Genomic DNA, 15,808 nt, shown 5'->3' on the forward strand with positions numbered 1-15,808 from the left:
GCCCTTGACTGTAAATACAATGTAGTTATGGTCAAAGCATGGCTCATTTGCGATTTGAATGGGATCCTAGCAAGGATACCTCTAATGTTAAAAATCACCGCATCTCATTCGATTCATCTTGCTTGGAACAAGTATTCATTCTTGCCTATTGGTCGTCTGTCATTGTGTAAGAGAGGGCGAATTTATTCGTATTATCTCCGATCGAAAGGCAGACAAAACAGAACGAAAAGTATATGAAGGTGCTAAAAATGCGTGACAGCTATGATTTCTCGAAGTCCAAATCAAACCCCTACGCAAAAAAGCTAAAAAGCAGGTAGCCATCCGACTTGATGAAGATACGATCGAGTATTTTAAAGGGTTGGCGGAGGACAAAGGTGTACCCTATCAAAGCCTAATAAATCTTTATCTGCGTGATTGCGCGCAGTCGCATAAAGATCTAACGATGAAGTGGCAGTAAAGACTGTTAGCAAGTTGCTTAAATTTGTTCTGTCCGGTTGTTAGCGGATCAGGAAGTGCCCGCTAGATACTGGGAGTGTTTGGCTGTAGTGTCACAATAGCGGGCACATAAATTGACAGTGGACTAAACGCCATGATTTGACGAGAGTCTCATTAGCCCACTGGTAGATCAGTATGGGATTCCTGGGCGCCCGTCTTGGCACTCAGGGCATTTCCGGAGAAATACATCTGTTCCATTCGCGCCATATAAGTGGCCACATTTTGAATTAAGGCATTCTAATTTGTAGGCTTTGGCACGGTGATCAGTGCCTGATTTTCCTCTAGTACCTAATACTCGTTGTTGGTTTCTGTTGATGTAGCCAATGGTCGTGCTTTGGGTAGTGCCGTTTCGGAAGTCTTCTGTAATTCCTACCTTCGGTGGGGCGGTATGCTTTCGGTTGATCGGCTGAGGTCTTGGTTTTAATGGATGTGCAGGGCCGGGGCTGAAACTTGCCACCTGAGCTGTCGGCACCCAGATATAGCCGTCGATTGTGTCGCCGTATACGGCGGCATCTGCCTGTCGTTGGTATAGCCCGGCGATATATAGGCAAATCAGCGCATCTAAACCATCTTCGTTGGATTTCAGTGATTGTCCCGATAGGTCGTTAATGTAGGGCTCATCCAAGAGCTTAAGGACGTGACCGGGTAAGGATAATTTCAATGCTGAGCTCGTGGCCAAGCTTTTGATCATCATCGCTAGTCGGATCTGACCAAGGCGACGTTCAGTAACAGTGCCTTTTTTGTACTTGTGGCGTTCAGGTAGTCCAAATATTTCAACAATACTGGGATGGGGGTAGCATTCGATCTGCCATGGTGTATCAGTGCTCCCCAAATGCTGGAATCCTATTTCGGATAATTGATCGGCTAGTTGGACGCTTAGCGCATTAGGGTACAGTGTTTGATTGGACGGGTGGCAACCCGCAAATCGTGAATGGTAGTTTGCTGATAGCGTTTTTTCACAGGGGCGCTGGCCGGTTACATTGTTGATGATCAGTGGGGCATCCACTGCAATGCCATGGAGGCTTTCTTCCGCCAGCACACTCCTGATATTTTCAATTCCGTATAGAGCAGGCTCTAGGTGTGTTACATCCAAGGTGTCACCGGCTAATTTACCGAGGGCAACTGCGGAGGGGTTTTTAGTGGTTTGCCACGCCAAATCAATACCCGCAAGTAGTACTTCCGTATTCCGATTGTTCGTCAATTGGCTCATTCCCTTGGTTGCAAGTTGGCTTTAAAACAGCCATTTCGATACTTCCGATCGATTTAGCAGCGTGATTTGCTGAATAGTCGGCGGAGTATCTGCTCGTTCGTGCTCGACCCTGAGTAACTGTAAAACATAATTGGCTAGTGCTGCCCGAGTAGCCACTTTGAGTGTACCATTTTCCATCCCAAAGTCTGTTTCGATTAACCGTTTCTGGTCAGCGTTTAAACGTTGATCAGGGCCGATTTCCAAGTTAATTATTTTATTCCACGCTTCATCTTTTTCTGGGCCATTCTCGCCAGGCAATACTGGATCTGGTAAGTCAGAAATTCGGCTCAATACAAAATCGCTAAAAGCCGCTTTCTTTTCGCACCAGGCTCTAACGTGCCAGCGAAGACCATTAAATACAACCGTATGGGGCTGAATAACCCGATATTCCGGCGCGGGATTAGTCAATGAGCTATAGCAAATTTCAAGGCGCTTTCCCTCACGGGCTGCCTGTATCACTGGTGCTAGTACTTCGGGCCGTAAATCGCGCAGTGGCGGACTTATGCGCTCACTTATAGCTGGCGGCGCACAGCCTAGTAATATTGGTGCGCTGTTTAAGTGGTCGCGAATAGACAGTAGCTGCAAATACTCGTCTGCGACGCCAAGCGTGAATCGCGGCAAGAAATTAGCTGTTGGTTTATACCCCTTTAATCGAGGGTCGTAGATGAGATTGTCGCCTGCAAAATCTATTAAGTAGGCATTGATATCCCTAGATGCCTGCTGTCGACCTATACCAAAAGCATTCATCAGATGGTTTGTGGTGAGGCGCCGCTCCCAATAGGCAATGGTCTCAATATGTCGGTAGCGAAGTAGCAAGTCCCATTTTACGTCCCCTAATTTCCCCGCATGTATCATGATGTCCTACCTGAAAATGCGACATGTATATGTATACAATATATACATGTCCTAGAGAATTGCACTATGGTGACTCTGCGGAGGTAACCCTATGAGTAGTCGTGATGTACGCCGTGGAGTAACACGGGCAGGTTGGAATAAGTCGCACTCAGATTGGTATAGCGCCCATTTTGTAATGCTATGTGTGTTGATTGGGGTGGTATTCACTTCGTGGTGGGTGTTTTTAGTCGCGCTGTTCATTTTTTCGGCTCTGGAAACGACCTCAATAGGTGGGAAAGTAATGCTTTGGGTATACGTGATTCCCTGGGCGATGATTCTCGGTGCAATTGGAGCGGCGATCGGGAGCATTCCGGCCGCTTGTGTTTTTGCAATAATCGGTGGCGGTATTGTGTACGTCACGTTGGAGAGTGGCCGTCAATATCTACATGATTTATAAAATATTTCGTGCAGGTAAAGGCCTGCGGCATTTCCCGCTAAATACGTTGGATCTTAAAGGTTTCAAGATCGGCGAAGTCGGTCGGCTGGGATAGCTTGGGTATTTTCGTGGTCTAGGCTGCATCGTTAAGATTCTTCTTTATTCTTTTTGACTGTCCGCTTGTTACCAGCTGCAGCCGTATACCAAAATCATGATCTTCACGGTTTCACCATAATGATAAAGCTAGTCGCTTGAGAGTAAGGGGCCATACACAGAGTTCGCCGATCAGTAGCGTGCATGTGTATCACAATTATCGTCGAGCTTGTTTTGTGCGCGACATAAAATAATAATTCTTGCGCTATTGAATAGAGAGGCCAAGCACCCCAACTCTGTACCAGCAACAAAAACATAAATAGTTCAATTCATTCGCTGAGGTGATCAACCATGTTTTATGACATTACTGTTGTGCAGGCTAGTAAGATGCTGGGCAATTTGAAGGCAATGCTAGAAAAAGCGGCTGAGTTTGCCGAGGCCAAAAAAATCGAACCGGAGGTGTTGTTAACCTCACGCTTAGCACCTGATCAGTTTCCCTTGGTTCGTCAGGTTCAGATGTGTTGTGATACCGCCAAGCTGGGTGCGGCGCGTCTTGCAGGAAAAGCAGACAGTGCACCAAAACATGAAGATACCGAAACGACCTTGGGCGAGCTCTATACTCGTATCGCGGCTGTGCAGGATTATTTGGCCACGTATAGCGCAGCAGATTTTGCAGATACTGCGTCGAAAGAAATTAGTCTGCCTTGGTTAGATGGCAAGAAAATGCTGGGCAGTACGTTTGCTGTCAGTTTTGTTATTCCCAATTTGTATTTTCACGTGACCACCGCCTACTCGATACTTCGTCACAACGGGGTTGATGTCGGTAAGTTGGATTATCTGGGCGGCATCGCTTTTATCGATTAAGTTGAACGCTCGGGCTGTCGCAGCGGCCCGTGCTATTTTACGTAATCGGCCATTGATGTTCTGATCGACGACACCATGGCCCGTACACATTCCATTCTTGAATAGTTGGGTCTAACCAGTAAACAAATCTCCCGGCTCGGTACTGGTGCTTTAAAATGCGTGTATCGCAGTCCGTGTTCCCCTTCTTTTATGGCTAGCTCTGGTATTAAAGTAATGCCCATTCCGCTGGCGATCATATAGCGCAAGGTCTCTAAGCTCGTTGCTTGAAAGCGGGAGTCCTCCTTAGCACCTGCACTAAAGCAGTAGCCCAAAGCTTCGTCACGCAGGCAATGGCCGTCTTCCAGTGTGAGTACCCATTGTCCGTTTAAGTCTTTTAAAGTAAGCGAGTCGCTGTGCGCCAGGGGGTGATTGACGGGGGAGGCCAGCACCAAGGGCTCATCAAACAGGGTGTAGCGCTCGACATTCGCCATGCTGTCCAGCCAACTTAGAATCAACACATCAAGCTTGCCTTCATCCAATTGCTTTAGCAGTACATCGGTTTGGTTTTCGTGCAGGAAGAAATTGATATTGGGCAGTGCGGCGCTGAGTGCAGACATAATATGCGGCAGTAAATACGGCGCCACGGTGGGGATTAAGCCCACATGTAAGTCACCGTTTAGAGGGTCTGATAGGGCCTTTGCGGTTTCTTCAAAGTCTTCTGCGGAGCGCAGAACTTGCCGTGCGCGTAAGAGCAGTTTTTCACCCGCTGGGGTCAGCATCACCTTCTTGCGGTGGCGCTCAAAAAGACTTAGCCCAAGCTGATCTTCCAGCTTCATAATTTGCCCGCTCAGCGTTGGCTGGCTAACAAAGCAGGCGTCGGCGGCACGACCAAAATGGCCGTGCTTGGCAACGGCGTCGAGGTATTGAAGATCGCGAATCTTTATCATTGGCTGCTCAATATGTATTGGTAAAACCTATCAATATCATAATAACGATCGATTAGATATGAAAGTTACCCTTCCGTAGTATGGCTCCTGAGCTTAAGGCAAACCGAATTTACCTTTATCAAAACGTCAGGAGTGACATTATGTTTCCAACAATTATCAACACCAAAGTACAACCCTTCAAAGCCACCGCCTACCACAACGGCGACTTTATTGACGTAAGCGATGCCGACTTACTAGGTAAGTGGTCAGTGGTTGTTTTCTACCCTGCGGACTTTACCTTTGTATGTCCTACGGAGCTGGGCGACATGGCAGATCACTACGCGCAGTTACAAGAAATGGGCGTTGAAGTGTACTCGGTCTCAACTGATACCCACTTTACCCATAAAGCATGGCACGACACATCCGACACCATTGGCAAGATTCAATACCCAATGATTGGCGACCCAACTGGCCGGATTTCACGCAACTTCGGCGTGATGATTGAAGAAGATGGACTGGCATTACGCGGCACATTTGTTATTAACCCAGAGGGTGAAATCAAAGTGGCAGAACTACATGACCTAGGCATTGGCCGCTCAGCTAAAGAGCTGGTTCGTAAAGTACAAGCGGCTCAGTACGTAGCTGAACACGACGGTGAAGTATGCCCAGCAGCATGGCAGCCTGGTGAAGCAACCTTGTCTCCGTCTCTGGATCTAGTCGGTAAAATTTAACACCCCTGTTGGCCTCGGTAACGGGGCCTTTTTTAAACCGAATTTTTAAAATTAATTTAAATATTTCCGGGAGTTGTCATGTTAGACGCGAAAATGAAAATCCAGTTGGAGACTTACCTCCAAAATTTAAAAACTCCGGTAGAACTGGTCGCGTATCTCGATGGCCAAGACAAATCCCGCGAGCTAGAAAGCCTAATGAATGAGATATCTGCGCTGTCTGCGCTGGTGTCCGTTGTTCAGGGTGAGGACGCTACGGCGCGCCGTCCGGCAATGGGTGTGCGCTCGGTAGCTAAGGGCACAGAAATGCGCTTTGCTGGCGTACCGCTCGGCCATGAATTTACCTCATTGGTATTGGCCGTGTTACACAGTGGCGGCCACCCAATGAAAATCGACAAAGACTTGATTGAGCAAGTGCGCAATCTTGACGGTGAATACCGCTTTGAAACCTATATTTCCTTGAGCTGCCAGACCTGCCCGGAGGTGGTTCAGGCGCTGAATATGATGGCGGCAATAAATCCGCAAATTAGTAATGAAATGATCGACGGCTCGTTGTTTCAGCAAGAAGTAGACGATCGCAAAGTTATGGCGGTGCCAACTGTATTTATGAACGGCCATCAGTTTTCTCAGGGTCGCATTGGCTTGGCCGATATTTTAAAGAAAATCGACAAAAATGCCGGCGCACGCAGTCTTAAAAAGCTAGCCGAAAAAGACCTATTCGACATGCTGATTGTTGGCGGGGGCCCAGCTGGCGCATCGGCGGCTATTTATGCCGCGCGTAAAGGTATAAAAACAGGTGTGCTTGCTGACAAATTTGGCGGCCAATTATTAGATACCGTTAGCATCGAGAATTTTATCTCGGTAACTGAAACCGAAGGCCCTAAATTAGTCGCCAATTTAGAAGCCCACGTTGGCGCCTATGACGTCGATATTATGCGCGGCCATAAAGCATCTGCGCTGAGCGTGGCTGAAGACGGAAGCATAGAAGTCAGTGTTGAAGGCGGCGCTGTATTGCGCAGTCGTTCGGTACTGCTGGCAACCGGTGCACGTTGGAGAGAAATGAACGTACCCGGCGAGCAAGAATATCGTGGCAAAGGCGTGGCCTACTGCCCGCATTGCGACGGCCCTTTATTTAAAGGGAAATCGGTAGCGGTCATCGGCGGCGGTAATTCAGGTATAGAAGCAGCAATTGATCTTGCCGGCATAACCGCACACGTCACGGTACTGGAATTCGATAGCAAATTACGTGCAGATGAAGTGCTGCAACGCAAAGCGCGGTCGATGAAAAATATCGACATTATCACCAGCGCCCAAACCACAGAAGTACTCGGCGATGGCCAGCGCGTTACCGGTTTGCAATATACAGATCGTAATACCGGCGATACAAAGAGCGTCACCCTTGCGGGCATATTTGTGCAGATCGGCTTGGTGCCCAACACCGAGTTCTTGAAGGGCAGCGTGGCATTAACACCCCGTGGCGAAATTGAAATTAACGCACGCGGCGAAACATCAATCCCAGGTGTGTTTGCGGCGGGTGATGTGACCACCGTACCGTTCAAACAAATTGTCGTCGCGGTGGGTAGCGGCGCAACCGCAGCGCTGGGTGCCTTTGATTATCTTATTCGGCAAGTGGTTGATGAGCCGGAGGCGTCAGTAAAGGCTGAGGAAGAACAAGCCGCTTAAAGTGCCCACATTGTATACACCTTATTGCCCCTCCTTTTGAGGGGCTTTTTTTGTCTGGATATTGATCAATGGAAAGTCCATTTCCTCTTGCCTTTTCACTGAGAGGAGGTAGCTCTCTGTCATTTATACGACTACCTGCTAACCAAGCTGCATATCAAGCTAAGCGAGTTTCGGACATAAGAAAAACACTATGTCGAAAATACGCCCCTAATTTGACATAAGGGTGGTCTGGGCATATTTCAGCACCAATGTGGTATTTATCGAGCGAATAAGCTGTTTAAGCAGCCTGTCAGTGAACTACCAGAGCCGTTTAATCGTGCCTTACTTCAGTGAAAATGGCGCTAATATAAGGAGATCAGCCAAGCTTCTGGCTTTTGAGCCGAATAGCTCTTATTATTCGGCTCATATTACGATCCAAATATAGGGTTTATTCGGCTCAAGGCCACTACGCCAATTTGTCATAACCACACGCAGTGCACGCAACCATGCAATACATCTGGCAACTTCCGACTTGGCGGCAGGGCACCGCCCCAGCGTTTCGCTGGCGGGAAGAAGCCTTGCGCCCACAGCTAGAGCGAGTGCGCCTGCAACAGGGGCGGCTGCTTGGTCAGTCAGAATCCCTAAGCACAGAAAACCAGGCCGCGCACTTGGATGCGCTAGTACAAACCGCCCTGCGCACCAGTGAAATAGAGGGCGAAAAGTTGGATGCCGCCGCCGTGCGCTCCTCGGTCGTTCGGCATCTGGGGCTAGAGCAGGCGGCTTTTGTAGGCAAAGCGACTAACTTTGTCGGCACCCCGAAAACCGAAGCACTGGCTAAACTGTTGATCGACGCCACCAGTAATATTCATCAAGCCCTTAGTCAAAATACACTGTGCCAATGGCAGGCAGCCTTATTCCCTGAAACGCCAGAACTGCAAACCCTGTATACGCCTGTTTTAAAAGGCCAGTTGCGCAGCGATGCGCCTATGCAAGTCATCTCTGGTCGCCTCGACGATCCCACTGTGCATTTTGAGGCGCCGCCTCGGCAAGGCTTGGAAGATGAGCTACAGCGTTTTACCCAGTGGTTTAACAAACCATCTGCCGAAGTCGACGCCTTGCTGCGTGCTGCCATTGCCCATCTGTGGTTGATTACCTTACACCCCTTCGATGATGGCAATGGCCGTGTTACCCGCGCTGTCACCGACCGCGCGCTGGCCCAAGCCGAATCCAGCAGCATTCGCTTTTATTCCCTAAGCGCCTCTATCATGGCCCGCCGCAAGGAATACTACGAGCAACTGGAGCAGGCGCAAAAAGGCGACCTCGATATCACTCCATGGCTACAGTGGTTTTTATCCGTATTAGAAGATGCCATTGCCAGCGGCCTGCAACGCTTTGAGCGGGTACTCAATAAAACCCGCTTCTGGCAGCAACACGCACAAACCGTATTAAGCGAGCGTCAAATAAAAGTGCTTAACCGCTTTTTAGATAACCAAGGTGAAGAATTTACCCAAGGTGTAAACGCCAGCAAATACCAAGCATTAGCCAAAGTCAGTAAAGCCACCGCCACCCGCGAGCTAGCCGACTTGGTACAAAAAAACTGTTTCGCGAAATTACCCTGTGGCGGCCGCAGTACTCGTTATGCATTGGTCGTTAGCTATGGAACAGGCTCTCCCCCAACAAAAAGCCAATGAGCACGACCTTATGAGCACACAAAATCGTGTCGCCGAATTCTGGAACCTCGGTGATCTGCTGCGCGGGGACGGTGTGACTACCATGAGTACATTAACGAGCTTACCTTTTTAGTATTTTTAAAAATGGTGTACGAGGCCGGGCAGGAAGAGCTCATACCCACAGGTAACCGTTGGCATAATTTAGAAGCCTATAATTCAGCTACACGTTTAGACTAGTATAAAAAACTGCTGATTCATTTTGTGACATCGCTCAAGTCTCATATTGCCTCCCTTTTTTGAGGCTTCAGACAGCGGGTAGTTGTGTCTGTTGGTATTCGTAGATATGCCGGAAGCCTGCTTATTTCTTATTTTACCCAGCGACTAAAACTGCTAAACTCGTAAAAACCGATAAAAACAAGTAATTACAATGACTAATGAGACAAGCGATCAGGTTATGACTCTAGATGAGCTGGCCAATTACTTAAAAGTCCCGAAATCCACCTTGTATAAAGCCGTGCAGGAAGGCCGCATACCAGGCCAGAAAATCGGTAAACAGTGGCGTTTCGCAAAAGCAGCCATCGATCGTTGGCTGGATACAGAAGCAAAGCAAAACGGAGCTTAGACCAGAATGTTTACTAAACATCAAAGCGCCTATTTTGCCCATTGGCTCACGCAAACAGGGAAATTGCAAAACCAAGTGTCCCGCGTCATGGCCTCCGCCAGAGTGGATATGAACCCACACCAAGTTGAAGCCGCGTGTTTTGCACTGAAATCTCCCATTGAGAAAGGTGTTCTATTGGCCGATGAGGTCGGTCTGGGTAAAACCATCGAGGCAAGTCTTGTGATTGCCCAAAAGTGGGCAGAGCACAAACGTAAAATTTTACTGATTGTGCCGGCGTCACTGCGCAAGCAATGGAATCAAGAACTTCTCGATAAATTTGAGCTGCCTTCAACCATTGTGGACAGTAAAATCGCTAGAGATTTAAAAAAGACTGGTGTCTCCAATCCCTTTGATCAAGATGGCCAAGTCATCATTAGCTCCTATGAGTACGTTGCACTGCAAAAAGACCGAGTGCAATTAATCACTTGGGATCTTGTTGTATTTGATGAAGCGCATAAGCTCAGAAACGTTTATCAGAAAAAAGGTAGTAAACGCGCCAAATCTATAGTGGAGGCCACACAAGAAGCAGCAAGCAGGGTACTGCTTTCAGCAACCCCAATTCAAAACAACTTAATGGAGTTGTATGGCTTAAGCCAAGTCATTGACCCCCATTTTTTTGGCGATGAAAAATCGTTTAAAATTCTGTACGTCAATCGTCAGAAAAATAATACGGCTCTACTCGACTTAAAGCAGCGTATACAGCCACTCTGCCACCGCACTCTACGCAGGCAAGTGCAACAAGAAGGTGGAATCAACTTTACCAATCGCTATGCGTTAACAGAGGATTTCACTCCCACTGCGGAAGAGTGGGATTTATACCAGCAACTATCCGAATACCTGCAAGCGCCAGATAACCAAGCTATTAACCCTCAAGCGAAACATCTTGTCAGCATAGGTTTACGTAAAATATTGGCCTCTTCTTCATTTGCCGTTGCTGAAACCTTAAAAGGCATGGTGCAACGCCTGCGAGACAAGCATTTGTTGGATGAAGAATCACTCGCAGATTTAGAGGACTCAGACGATTGGCGGGACAATGACTTCGGTGATTCAGCATCGTCGAGTTCGCACAAAGCGGATAAGCTACGCTTAGAAATCGAGCTATTAAACTCATTTAAGGAATTAGCAGAAGGTATAAAAACAAATGCTAAAGGTGAGGCGCTATTAAAAGTCTTAAATAAAGCAATGGAGATGACTGAAAATCTGGGTGGACAAAAGAAAGCGGTTATTTTTACCGAATCGTGCCGTACCCAGCAATATTTAAATGATCTTCTGAATAACAATGGCTATCAAGGTCGAACAGTTATACTCAATGGCTCAAATGCCGATGGTGATTCTCAAAATATCTATAAGGCATGGATAGAAAAGCACCAAAACTCCGTACGGATTAGTGGTTCTAAGCCAAGCGACATGAAAGCCGCTTTAGTAGAAAAGTTTAAAAGTAACGAAGCGGATATTTTAATCTCCACTGAAGCTGGGGGCGAAGGTATCAACCTTCAATTTTGTTCCGTGTTGATTAATTACGACTTACCGTGGAATCCGCAAAAAGTGGAGCAGCGTATTGGTCGAGTTCATCGCTATGGTCAAAAGAACGATGTCGTCGTCGTCAATTTTGTTAACCGTAAAAATCCAGCGGATCAACGCGTATTCCAGTTACTAAATGAAAAATTAAAATTATTCGAAGGCGTATTTGGTGCCTCCGACGAAGTGCTAGGGGCAATATCCAGTAGTATTGACATAGAGCAGCGAATTTATCAGATCTATCAACAATGTCGTAGTGATGAAGAGATTGAACAGCAGTTTGATCAGCTGCAAGAGGATATGAGAGAGGCGCTGGAGGTTCGCGAGGCTTTAGCCCGTGAATCCTTGATGTCTAATTTTGACCGCGATGTAGTAGCCACACTCAAAAATACCCGTGACAGCAGTCATGACTTTTTGCAGGAATATGAACGCGTATTGTTGGATTTGGCTAAGGCAGAGCTGCCCGAAGCAAAAATTGCGACCAATCACTTTTTTTATGATAACCGCCGCTTTGACTTAAGCTGGCCATTAGCGCAACAAAATGACTCAGAGTTTTTTCGCTTACAAGCCACAGAGCATTTTCTTGCCTGGGATTTGGTTAGACGAGCCAAAGCTCATCCGCTCACAACAGTGCATTTAGAGTTTCAATATGGCCAGCTTGAAGGCAATTATGCAGCGTTAAAAGCGCTTGCTGGTCAATCCGGTGAGCTTGCGGTATTTAACTTAAGCTTTTCTTATAATTTGGGCAAAGCTAATTCGTCACAACTTTTTATTGTCGCCCAAACCGATGCGGGGGTCGTGCTCAGCCAAGAAAATGCAGCACATCTACTCTGTATACCTGCACAAGAGCGCGCGCTTGATACATCCATTAATGAACAGGTTCTGATAGAAAAGATGGATGAGGTGGTGGAAAAGCAAAAGCTGTTAAAAGAAGATGAACTGGATAATTACTTGGAACAGGAATCCGGTAAGTTAGAGCGATGGGCGCAGGACAAACGCAAAGCCCTAATGGAAACGGTCGATGACCTGGACGAACAAATTCGTCAGTTTAAAAAAGATGCCCGCCAGCTGGCCTCGACTAAAGAAAAAATTGAGGCTAAAAAAAGCCTGCGTAAACTAGAGCGCAAACGTGACGACGCACTCACTGAATACCATCGCGCTAAAAAAGACATTGAACAAGAAGAAGATAAACTGCTTGATGAAGTCAGCGCAAAGCTCGAACTATCTTGCAGCTTAACGCAATTATTCAGCGCACGCTGGACACTCAAACTGTAATTGGGGAACACAAAGTGGCGAATACTGTGGAGCGACAACAACTGGTTAAAGATCTGCTATTTCATATCCGCCTAGGGGAAGATTCCAGTATAGAGTTTAAGGCCATCAAGTTTGACGGTAATAAACCCAAAGAGCCCAATAAAGACAAAATGGCCCACGAGATAGCTGCCTTTGCCAATGGGCAAGGTGGGCGCATGGTCATGGGGGTAGAAGACAAAACCCGTAACGTAGTGGGTATTGATGATGCGCTGGTTGCTATCACTGAAGAATGGCTGGTTAATATCAGCCAACAAAATATTAACCCCCCGGTGCGGATTGATACGCGCTTGCTTCAACTGCCCGACCAGCAAGGCAATTTAAAAACGGTTATCTATGTGGACGTGCCCCGTAGCATCTCTGTGCACCAAAGCGCTGGCCGTTACTATCAGCGTGTGGGCTCCACCAAGCAGGAGATGAAGCCAGAAGTGCTTGCGCGTTTATTTCAGCAGCGTTCTCAATCACGACTAATACGTTTTGATGAAACACCTATACCTAATACGTCGAATGCAGATATAGACGTAAGCCTTAAGGAACGCTTTTTAAAGCCGAATATCCCAGAACACGAACAACTCAAAAAACTGCATTTGACTGCCGCCGACGAACACACGCAAGGGCTTTCAGTGTGCGGAGTAATGCTGCTAACACCAGATCCAACACAGTGGTTAAACAATGCCTATATCCAATGTGTGCACTACAGCGGTGATGTGCGTGACGCCCAAGATCAGCTAGACGCACAAGACCTAACCGGTCCCATCGATCAGCAAATAAATGGTGCTCTGGATTTTGTTAAGCGCAATATGCGTGTCAGTGCAACCAAAGACGTAGGCCGGGTGGACATTCCTCAATACGACTTGGGTGTAATATTTGAAGCAGTAGTAAACGCCGTAGCCCATCGCGACTACTCTATGACCGGCCGCAAAATACGCCTGCATATGTTTGCCGACCGTCTGGAGCTATATTCCCCAGGGCAACTATCCAACAGCCTCACCATTGATGGTTTGATGGATAACACCGTTACCCGTANCGAGGCCTTGGTGAATTTGCTCAGCCGCTACTACGCGGCGCGGGAAGAGGCTGGTCGCCAAGCCTTAATCGAACGTCGTGGCGAAGGGGTACCCAAGATCATTAACCGCAGTAAAGAGCTTAGCGGCAAAGATCCTGAATACACAATGATTGATGACGCTGAATTACTGCTAACGATTTTCGCCGCCGTCAAGCCTGAAAAATAGAAGCAAAAAAAGACGCAAAAAATTAAGTCGCAAGGACTCTTCATGACTGATACAAAAATGAACGGTGACTCCCTCAATATCGCCGCGCAACGCAAGCAAGAACTCAAACAGCTGTTCCCAAGCGCATTTACCGAAACGAAAAATGATAACGGTGACATCGTTGAAACCATCGACTTCGAGCGCCTTAAAGCCGAGTTGGGTGAATTCAGTGAACTTTACGACAACCGCCGCGAGCGCTACGGCATGGATTGGCCCGGTAAGCGCGATTGCTTGCGCCTGATTCAAGAGCCCAGCCGCGCCACCTTAAAACCCTGCCGCGAAGAGTCAGTAGATTTTGATACAACCGAAAACTTATTTATAGAAGGCGATAACCTGGAAGTACTAAAGCTTTTACAAAAAAGCTACTACGGCCAAGTGAAAATGATTTATATCGACCCGCCCTATAACACCGGTAACGAATTTATCTACCCCGATAATTTTAGCGAGAGTTTGGATACCTATTTACAATACGCTGGCTTAAAAGAAGCTGGCGGCGAAGGCCGAAAATGGAGCACCAACTGCGCCAACGAAGGCCGCTTCCATACCAAATGGCTCAATATGATGTTCCCGCGTTTGTATTTGGCGCGAAATTTATTGCGGGAAGATGGCGTGATCTTTATTTCCATTGATGACCATGAAGTGGAAAATTTACGGCGGATGTGTAATGAAATTTTCGGGGAAGAAAATCAAATCGCGTGTCTTGTTTGGGAGAAGGGTCGAAAAAATGATGCTAAATTATTTTCTGTCGGTCATGAATATATGTTGGTTTATGCCAGAAGCATAACAAAATTGAAAGAGCTAGGAGCTATTTGGCGCGAAGAAAAGCCAGGAGCAAAGGAAATTTGGGAGAAATATTCAGAATTGCTTGAAAGGCATGGAAACAGCCACTCAGAAATTGAAAATGATTTACAGTCGTGGTTTACATCACTACCTAAGTCCCACCCTTCAAAAAAATGGAGTAGATACAAACGTATAGATGATTATGGCCCATGGAGAGATAGAGATATTTCATGGCCTGGTGGAGATGGCCCTCAATACGCAGTAGTGCACCCTGTGACAAAGTTGCCCTGTGTAATACCTGAAGCCGGATGGCGGTTTTCCGCACCAGAAGAAATGGAACGACAAATAAAAGCAGGATTGGTGGTCTTTCGCGAAGATCATACTAAGCCACCTTTCAGGAAAGCGCATCTTAGGCCTATTGCGTTGGAGATAGAAGATGGCGGCGGTGATGACGAGGAGGAGGGTGAAGGGTTGGCAACACAAGTCCGCGGGAGCTGCATCTATAAGCAGAGCCAAGTGGCAGTAAAGTATTTGCGGAATCTTATGGGTGCAAAACTTTTTGACAATCCTAAAGATCACGTTGAACTAAAGCAACTGATTAAGTACGTGTGTAGTAATGACGACTTAGTAATGGACTTTTTTTCTGGGTCGGGGAGTTTTGCCGAAGCTTCACTGGATGCTGCAAAAGATGGCTTGATAACAAGTTTTATTGCAGTTCAGTTACCTGAGCCAAATTCTGAAAAAGAAAAATCGGGAAAAGCTGCTCTTAAAAATGGCTACAAAACAATTGCAGATATTACGAAAGATCGAATCCGCCGTACCGGAGTAAAAATTCGCTCTGAAGTAGACGGCCAGCTCGATCTAGAAAATAACCAAATCCTCGATCTAGGCTTCAAAGTACTAAAACTCAATCAAAGTAACTTCAAACAATGGCAAGTTCCCAGCAAAGATGCCACCGACGAAGAGCTGCTAAAACAAATGGCTTTAGGCTTGGACTATATCGACCCCAATGCCTCACAAGAAGATTTACTCTACGAACTATTAATCAAAGCCGGTGTTATGCCCACCGAAAAAGTAGAGCAGATTTCATTGGCTGGCCATAAAGTGTTTTCCATTGCCGAGGGTAGCTTGTTAATCCATCTAGAAAAAACCATTGATCAATCACTAATCGATGCAGTGTTTGCAGAAGCACCAGGGCAATTTATGTGTTTGGATAGCGCCTTTCAAGGTAACGACCAGCTTAAAACCAATGCGGTAAAAACCTTTGCTGCGTTTAATAGCGACAAGCAAGGGCTTGACCGTATTGAATTTAAAACAGTTTAGGGGGCGCA

15 protein-coding genes are annotated in these 15,808 nt (G+C 46.9%); 11 read left to right on the forward strand and 4 right to left on the reverse strand.

The features are described from left to right. The first annotated feature begins 118 nt into the window (after positions 1-118). Positions 119-256, forward strand: a complete 138-nt coding sequence (locus GVJ32_RS18485; protein ID WP_200841417.1) for a BrnT family toxin — start codon at positions 119-121, stop codon at positions 254-256. A 24-nt stretch (positions 257-280) separates the two neighbouring features. Continuing rightward, positions 281-457 carry a BrnA antitoxin family protein gene (locus GVJ32_RS18490; RefSeq protein WP_353652908.1) on the forward strand — a complete coding sequence of 59 codons (177 nt, stop codon included), beginning with the start codon at positions 281-283 and terminating at the stop codon, positions 455-457. 168 nt (positions 458-625) lie between these two features. Here GVJ32_RS18490 and GVJ32_RS13465 read toward each other — a convergent pair whose 3' ends face one another. Continuing rightward, entirely contained in the window at positions 626-1,696 is a 1,071-nt protein-coding gene (locus GVJ32_RS13465; RefSeq protein WP_200841418.1) for a DUF429 domain-containing protein, read from the reverse strand. Between the two features lie 30 nt (positions 1,697-1,726). Continuing rightward, a complete protein-coding gene (locus tag GVJ32_RS13470; RefSeq protein ID WP_159240616.1) occupies positions 1,727-2,599 on the reverse strand; it encodes a helix-turn-helix transcriptional regulator in 873 nt (290 codons plus the stop codon). A 91-nt stretch (positions 2,600-2,690) separates the two neighbouring features. Between GVJ32_RS13470 and GVJ32_RS13475 the strand changes: the two genes are divergently transcribed. After that, a complete protein-coding gene (locus GVJ32_RS13475; RefSeq protein WP_159240617.1) occupies positions 2,691-3,035 on the forward strand; it encodes a hypothetical protein in 345 nt (114 codons plus the stop codon). A gap of 423 nt (positions 3,036-3,458) precedes the next feature. After that, positions 3,459-3,971, forward strand: coding sequence for a DUF1993 domain-containing protein (locus GVJ32_RS13480; RefSeq protein ID WP_159240618.1), 513 nt, complete (start codon positions 3,459-3,461; stop codon positions 3,969-3,971). Between the two features lie 32 nt (positions 3,972-4,003). Here GVJ32_RS13480 and oxyR read toward each other — a convergent pair whose 3' ends face one another. Next, positions 4,004-4,897, reverse strand: a complete 894-nt coding sequence (gene oxyR, locus GVJ32_RS13485) for a DNA-binding transcriptional regulator OxyR (protein ID WP_159240619.1) — start codon at positions 4,895-4,897, stop codon at positions 4,004-4,006. Between the two features lie 140 nt (positions 4,898-5,037). On the opposite strand from oxyR, the gene ahpC reads away from it, so the two are divergent. The 6 genes from ahpC to GVJ32_RS13515 all read left to right on the forward strand — a co-directional run bounded on the left by ahpC (position 5,038) and on the right by GVJ32_RS13515 (position 13,658). Beyond that, positions 5,038-5,607: an alkyl hydroperoxide reductase subunit C gene (ahpC, locus tag GVJ32_RS13490; RefSeq protein WP_159240620.1), complete on the forward strand. Its 570-nt coding sequence runs from the start codon at positions 5,038-5,040 to the stop codon at positions 5,605-5,607. Between the two features lie 78 nt (positions 5,608-5,685). Next, positions 5,686-7,287, forward strand: a complete 1,602-nt coding sequence (ahpF, locus tag GVJ32_RS13495) for an alkyl hydroperoxide reductase subunit F (protein ID WP_159240621.1) — start codon at positions 5,686-5,688, stop codon at positions 7,285-7,287. Positions 7,288-7,772: 485 nt separating this feature from the next. Further along, a complete protein-coding gene (locus tag GVJ32_RS13500) occupies positions 7,773-8,957 on the forward strand; it encodes a Fic family protein (RefSeq protein WP_159240622.1) in 1,185 nt (394 codons plus the stop codon). Positions 8,958-9,363: 406 nt separating this feature from the next. Further along, a complete protein-coding gene (locus GVJ32_RS13505; RefSeq protein WP_159240623.1) occupies positions 9,364-9,558 on the forward strand; it encodes a helix-turn-helix domain-containing protein in 195 nt (64 codons plus the stop codon). A gap of 6 nt (positions 9,559-9,564) precedes the next feature. Next, on the forward strand, positions 9,565-12,390 hold the full coding sequence (locus tag GVJ32_RS13510) for an SNF2-related protein (protein ID WP_159240624.1): 2,826 nt from the start codon (positions 9,565-9,567) through the stop codon (positions 12,388-12,390). A 26-nt stretch (positions 12,391-12,416) separates the two neighbouring features. After that, positions 12,417-13,658: an RNA-binding domain-containing protein gene (locus tag GVJ32_RS13515; protein ID WP_435808088.1), complete on the forward strand. Its 1,242-nt coding sequence runs from the start codon at positions 12,417-12,419 to the stop codon at positions 13,656-13,658. On the opposite strand, the gene GVJ32_RS13520 is transcribed toward GVJ32_RS13515, so the two are convergent. Further along, a complete protein-coding gene (locus GVJ32_RS13520; protein WP_159240625.1) occupies positions 13,623-13,943 on the reverse strand; it encodes a hypothetical protein in 321 nt (106 codons plus the stop codon). The genes GVJ32_RS13515 and GVJ32_RS13520 overlap by 36 nt on opposite strands. Here GVJ32_RS13520 and GVJ32_RS13525 point away from each other — a divergent pair. Beyond that, positions 13,929-15,800 carry a site-specific DNA-methyltransferase gene (locus GVJ32_RS13525; RefSeq protein WP_159240626.1) on the forward strand — a complete coding sequence of 624 codons (1,872 nt, stop codon included), beginning with the start codon at positions 13,929-13,931 and terminating at the stop codon, positions 15,798-15,800. The two genes, GVJ32_RS13520 and GVJ32_RS13525, sit on opposite strands and share 15 nt — an antisense overlap. The last annotated feature ends 8 nt before the right edge of the window (positions 15,801-15,808 follow it).

It is taken from the genome of Zhongshania aliphaticivorans (assembly GCF_902705855.1).
Lineage (GTDB): Bacteria > Pseudomonadota > Gammaproteobacteria > Pseudomonadales > Spongiibacteraceae > Spongiibacter > Spongiibacter aliphaticivorans_B.

Excerpts from the sequence above, each read along its gene's own strand:
- ahpF (WP_159240621.1), top strand. The coding sequence starts at position 5,686 with ATGTTAGACGCGAAAATGAAAATCCAGTTGGAGACTTACCTCCAAAAT.
- GVJ32_RS13470 (WP_159240616.1), bottom strand. The coding sequence starts at position 2,599 with ATGATACATGCGGGGAAATTAGGGGACGTAAAATGGGACTTGCTACTT.
- GVJ32_RS13500 (WP_159240622.1), top strand. The coding sequence starts at position 7,773 with ATGCAATACATCTGGCAACTTCCGACTTGGCGGCAGGGCACCGCCCCA.
- GVJ32_RS13505 (WP_159240623.1), top strand. The coding sequence starts at position 9,364 with ATGACTAATGAGACAAGCGATCAGGTTATGACTCTAGATGAGCTGGCC.
- oxyR (WP_159240619.1), bottom strand. The coding sequence starts at position 4,897 with ATGATAAAGATTCGCGATCTTCAATACCTCGACGCCGTTGCCAAGCAC.
- GVJ32_RS13475 (WP_159240617.1), top strand. The coding sequence starts at position 2,691 with ATGAGTAGTCGTGATGTACGCCGTGGAGTAACACGGGCAGGTTGGAAT.
- ahpC (WP_159240620.1), top strand. The coding sequence starts at position 5,038 with ATGTTTCCAACAATTATCAACACCAAAGTACAACCCTTCAAAGCCACC.
- GVJ32_RS13510 (WP_159240624.1), top strand. The coding sequence starts at position 9,565 with ATGTTTACTAAACATCAAAGCGCCTATTTTGCCCATTGGCTCACGCAA.
- GVJ32_RS13480 (WP_159240618.1), top strand. The coding sequence starts at position 3,459 with ATGTTTTATGACATTACTGTTGTGCAGGCTAGTAAGATGCTGGGCAAT.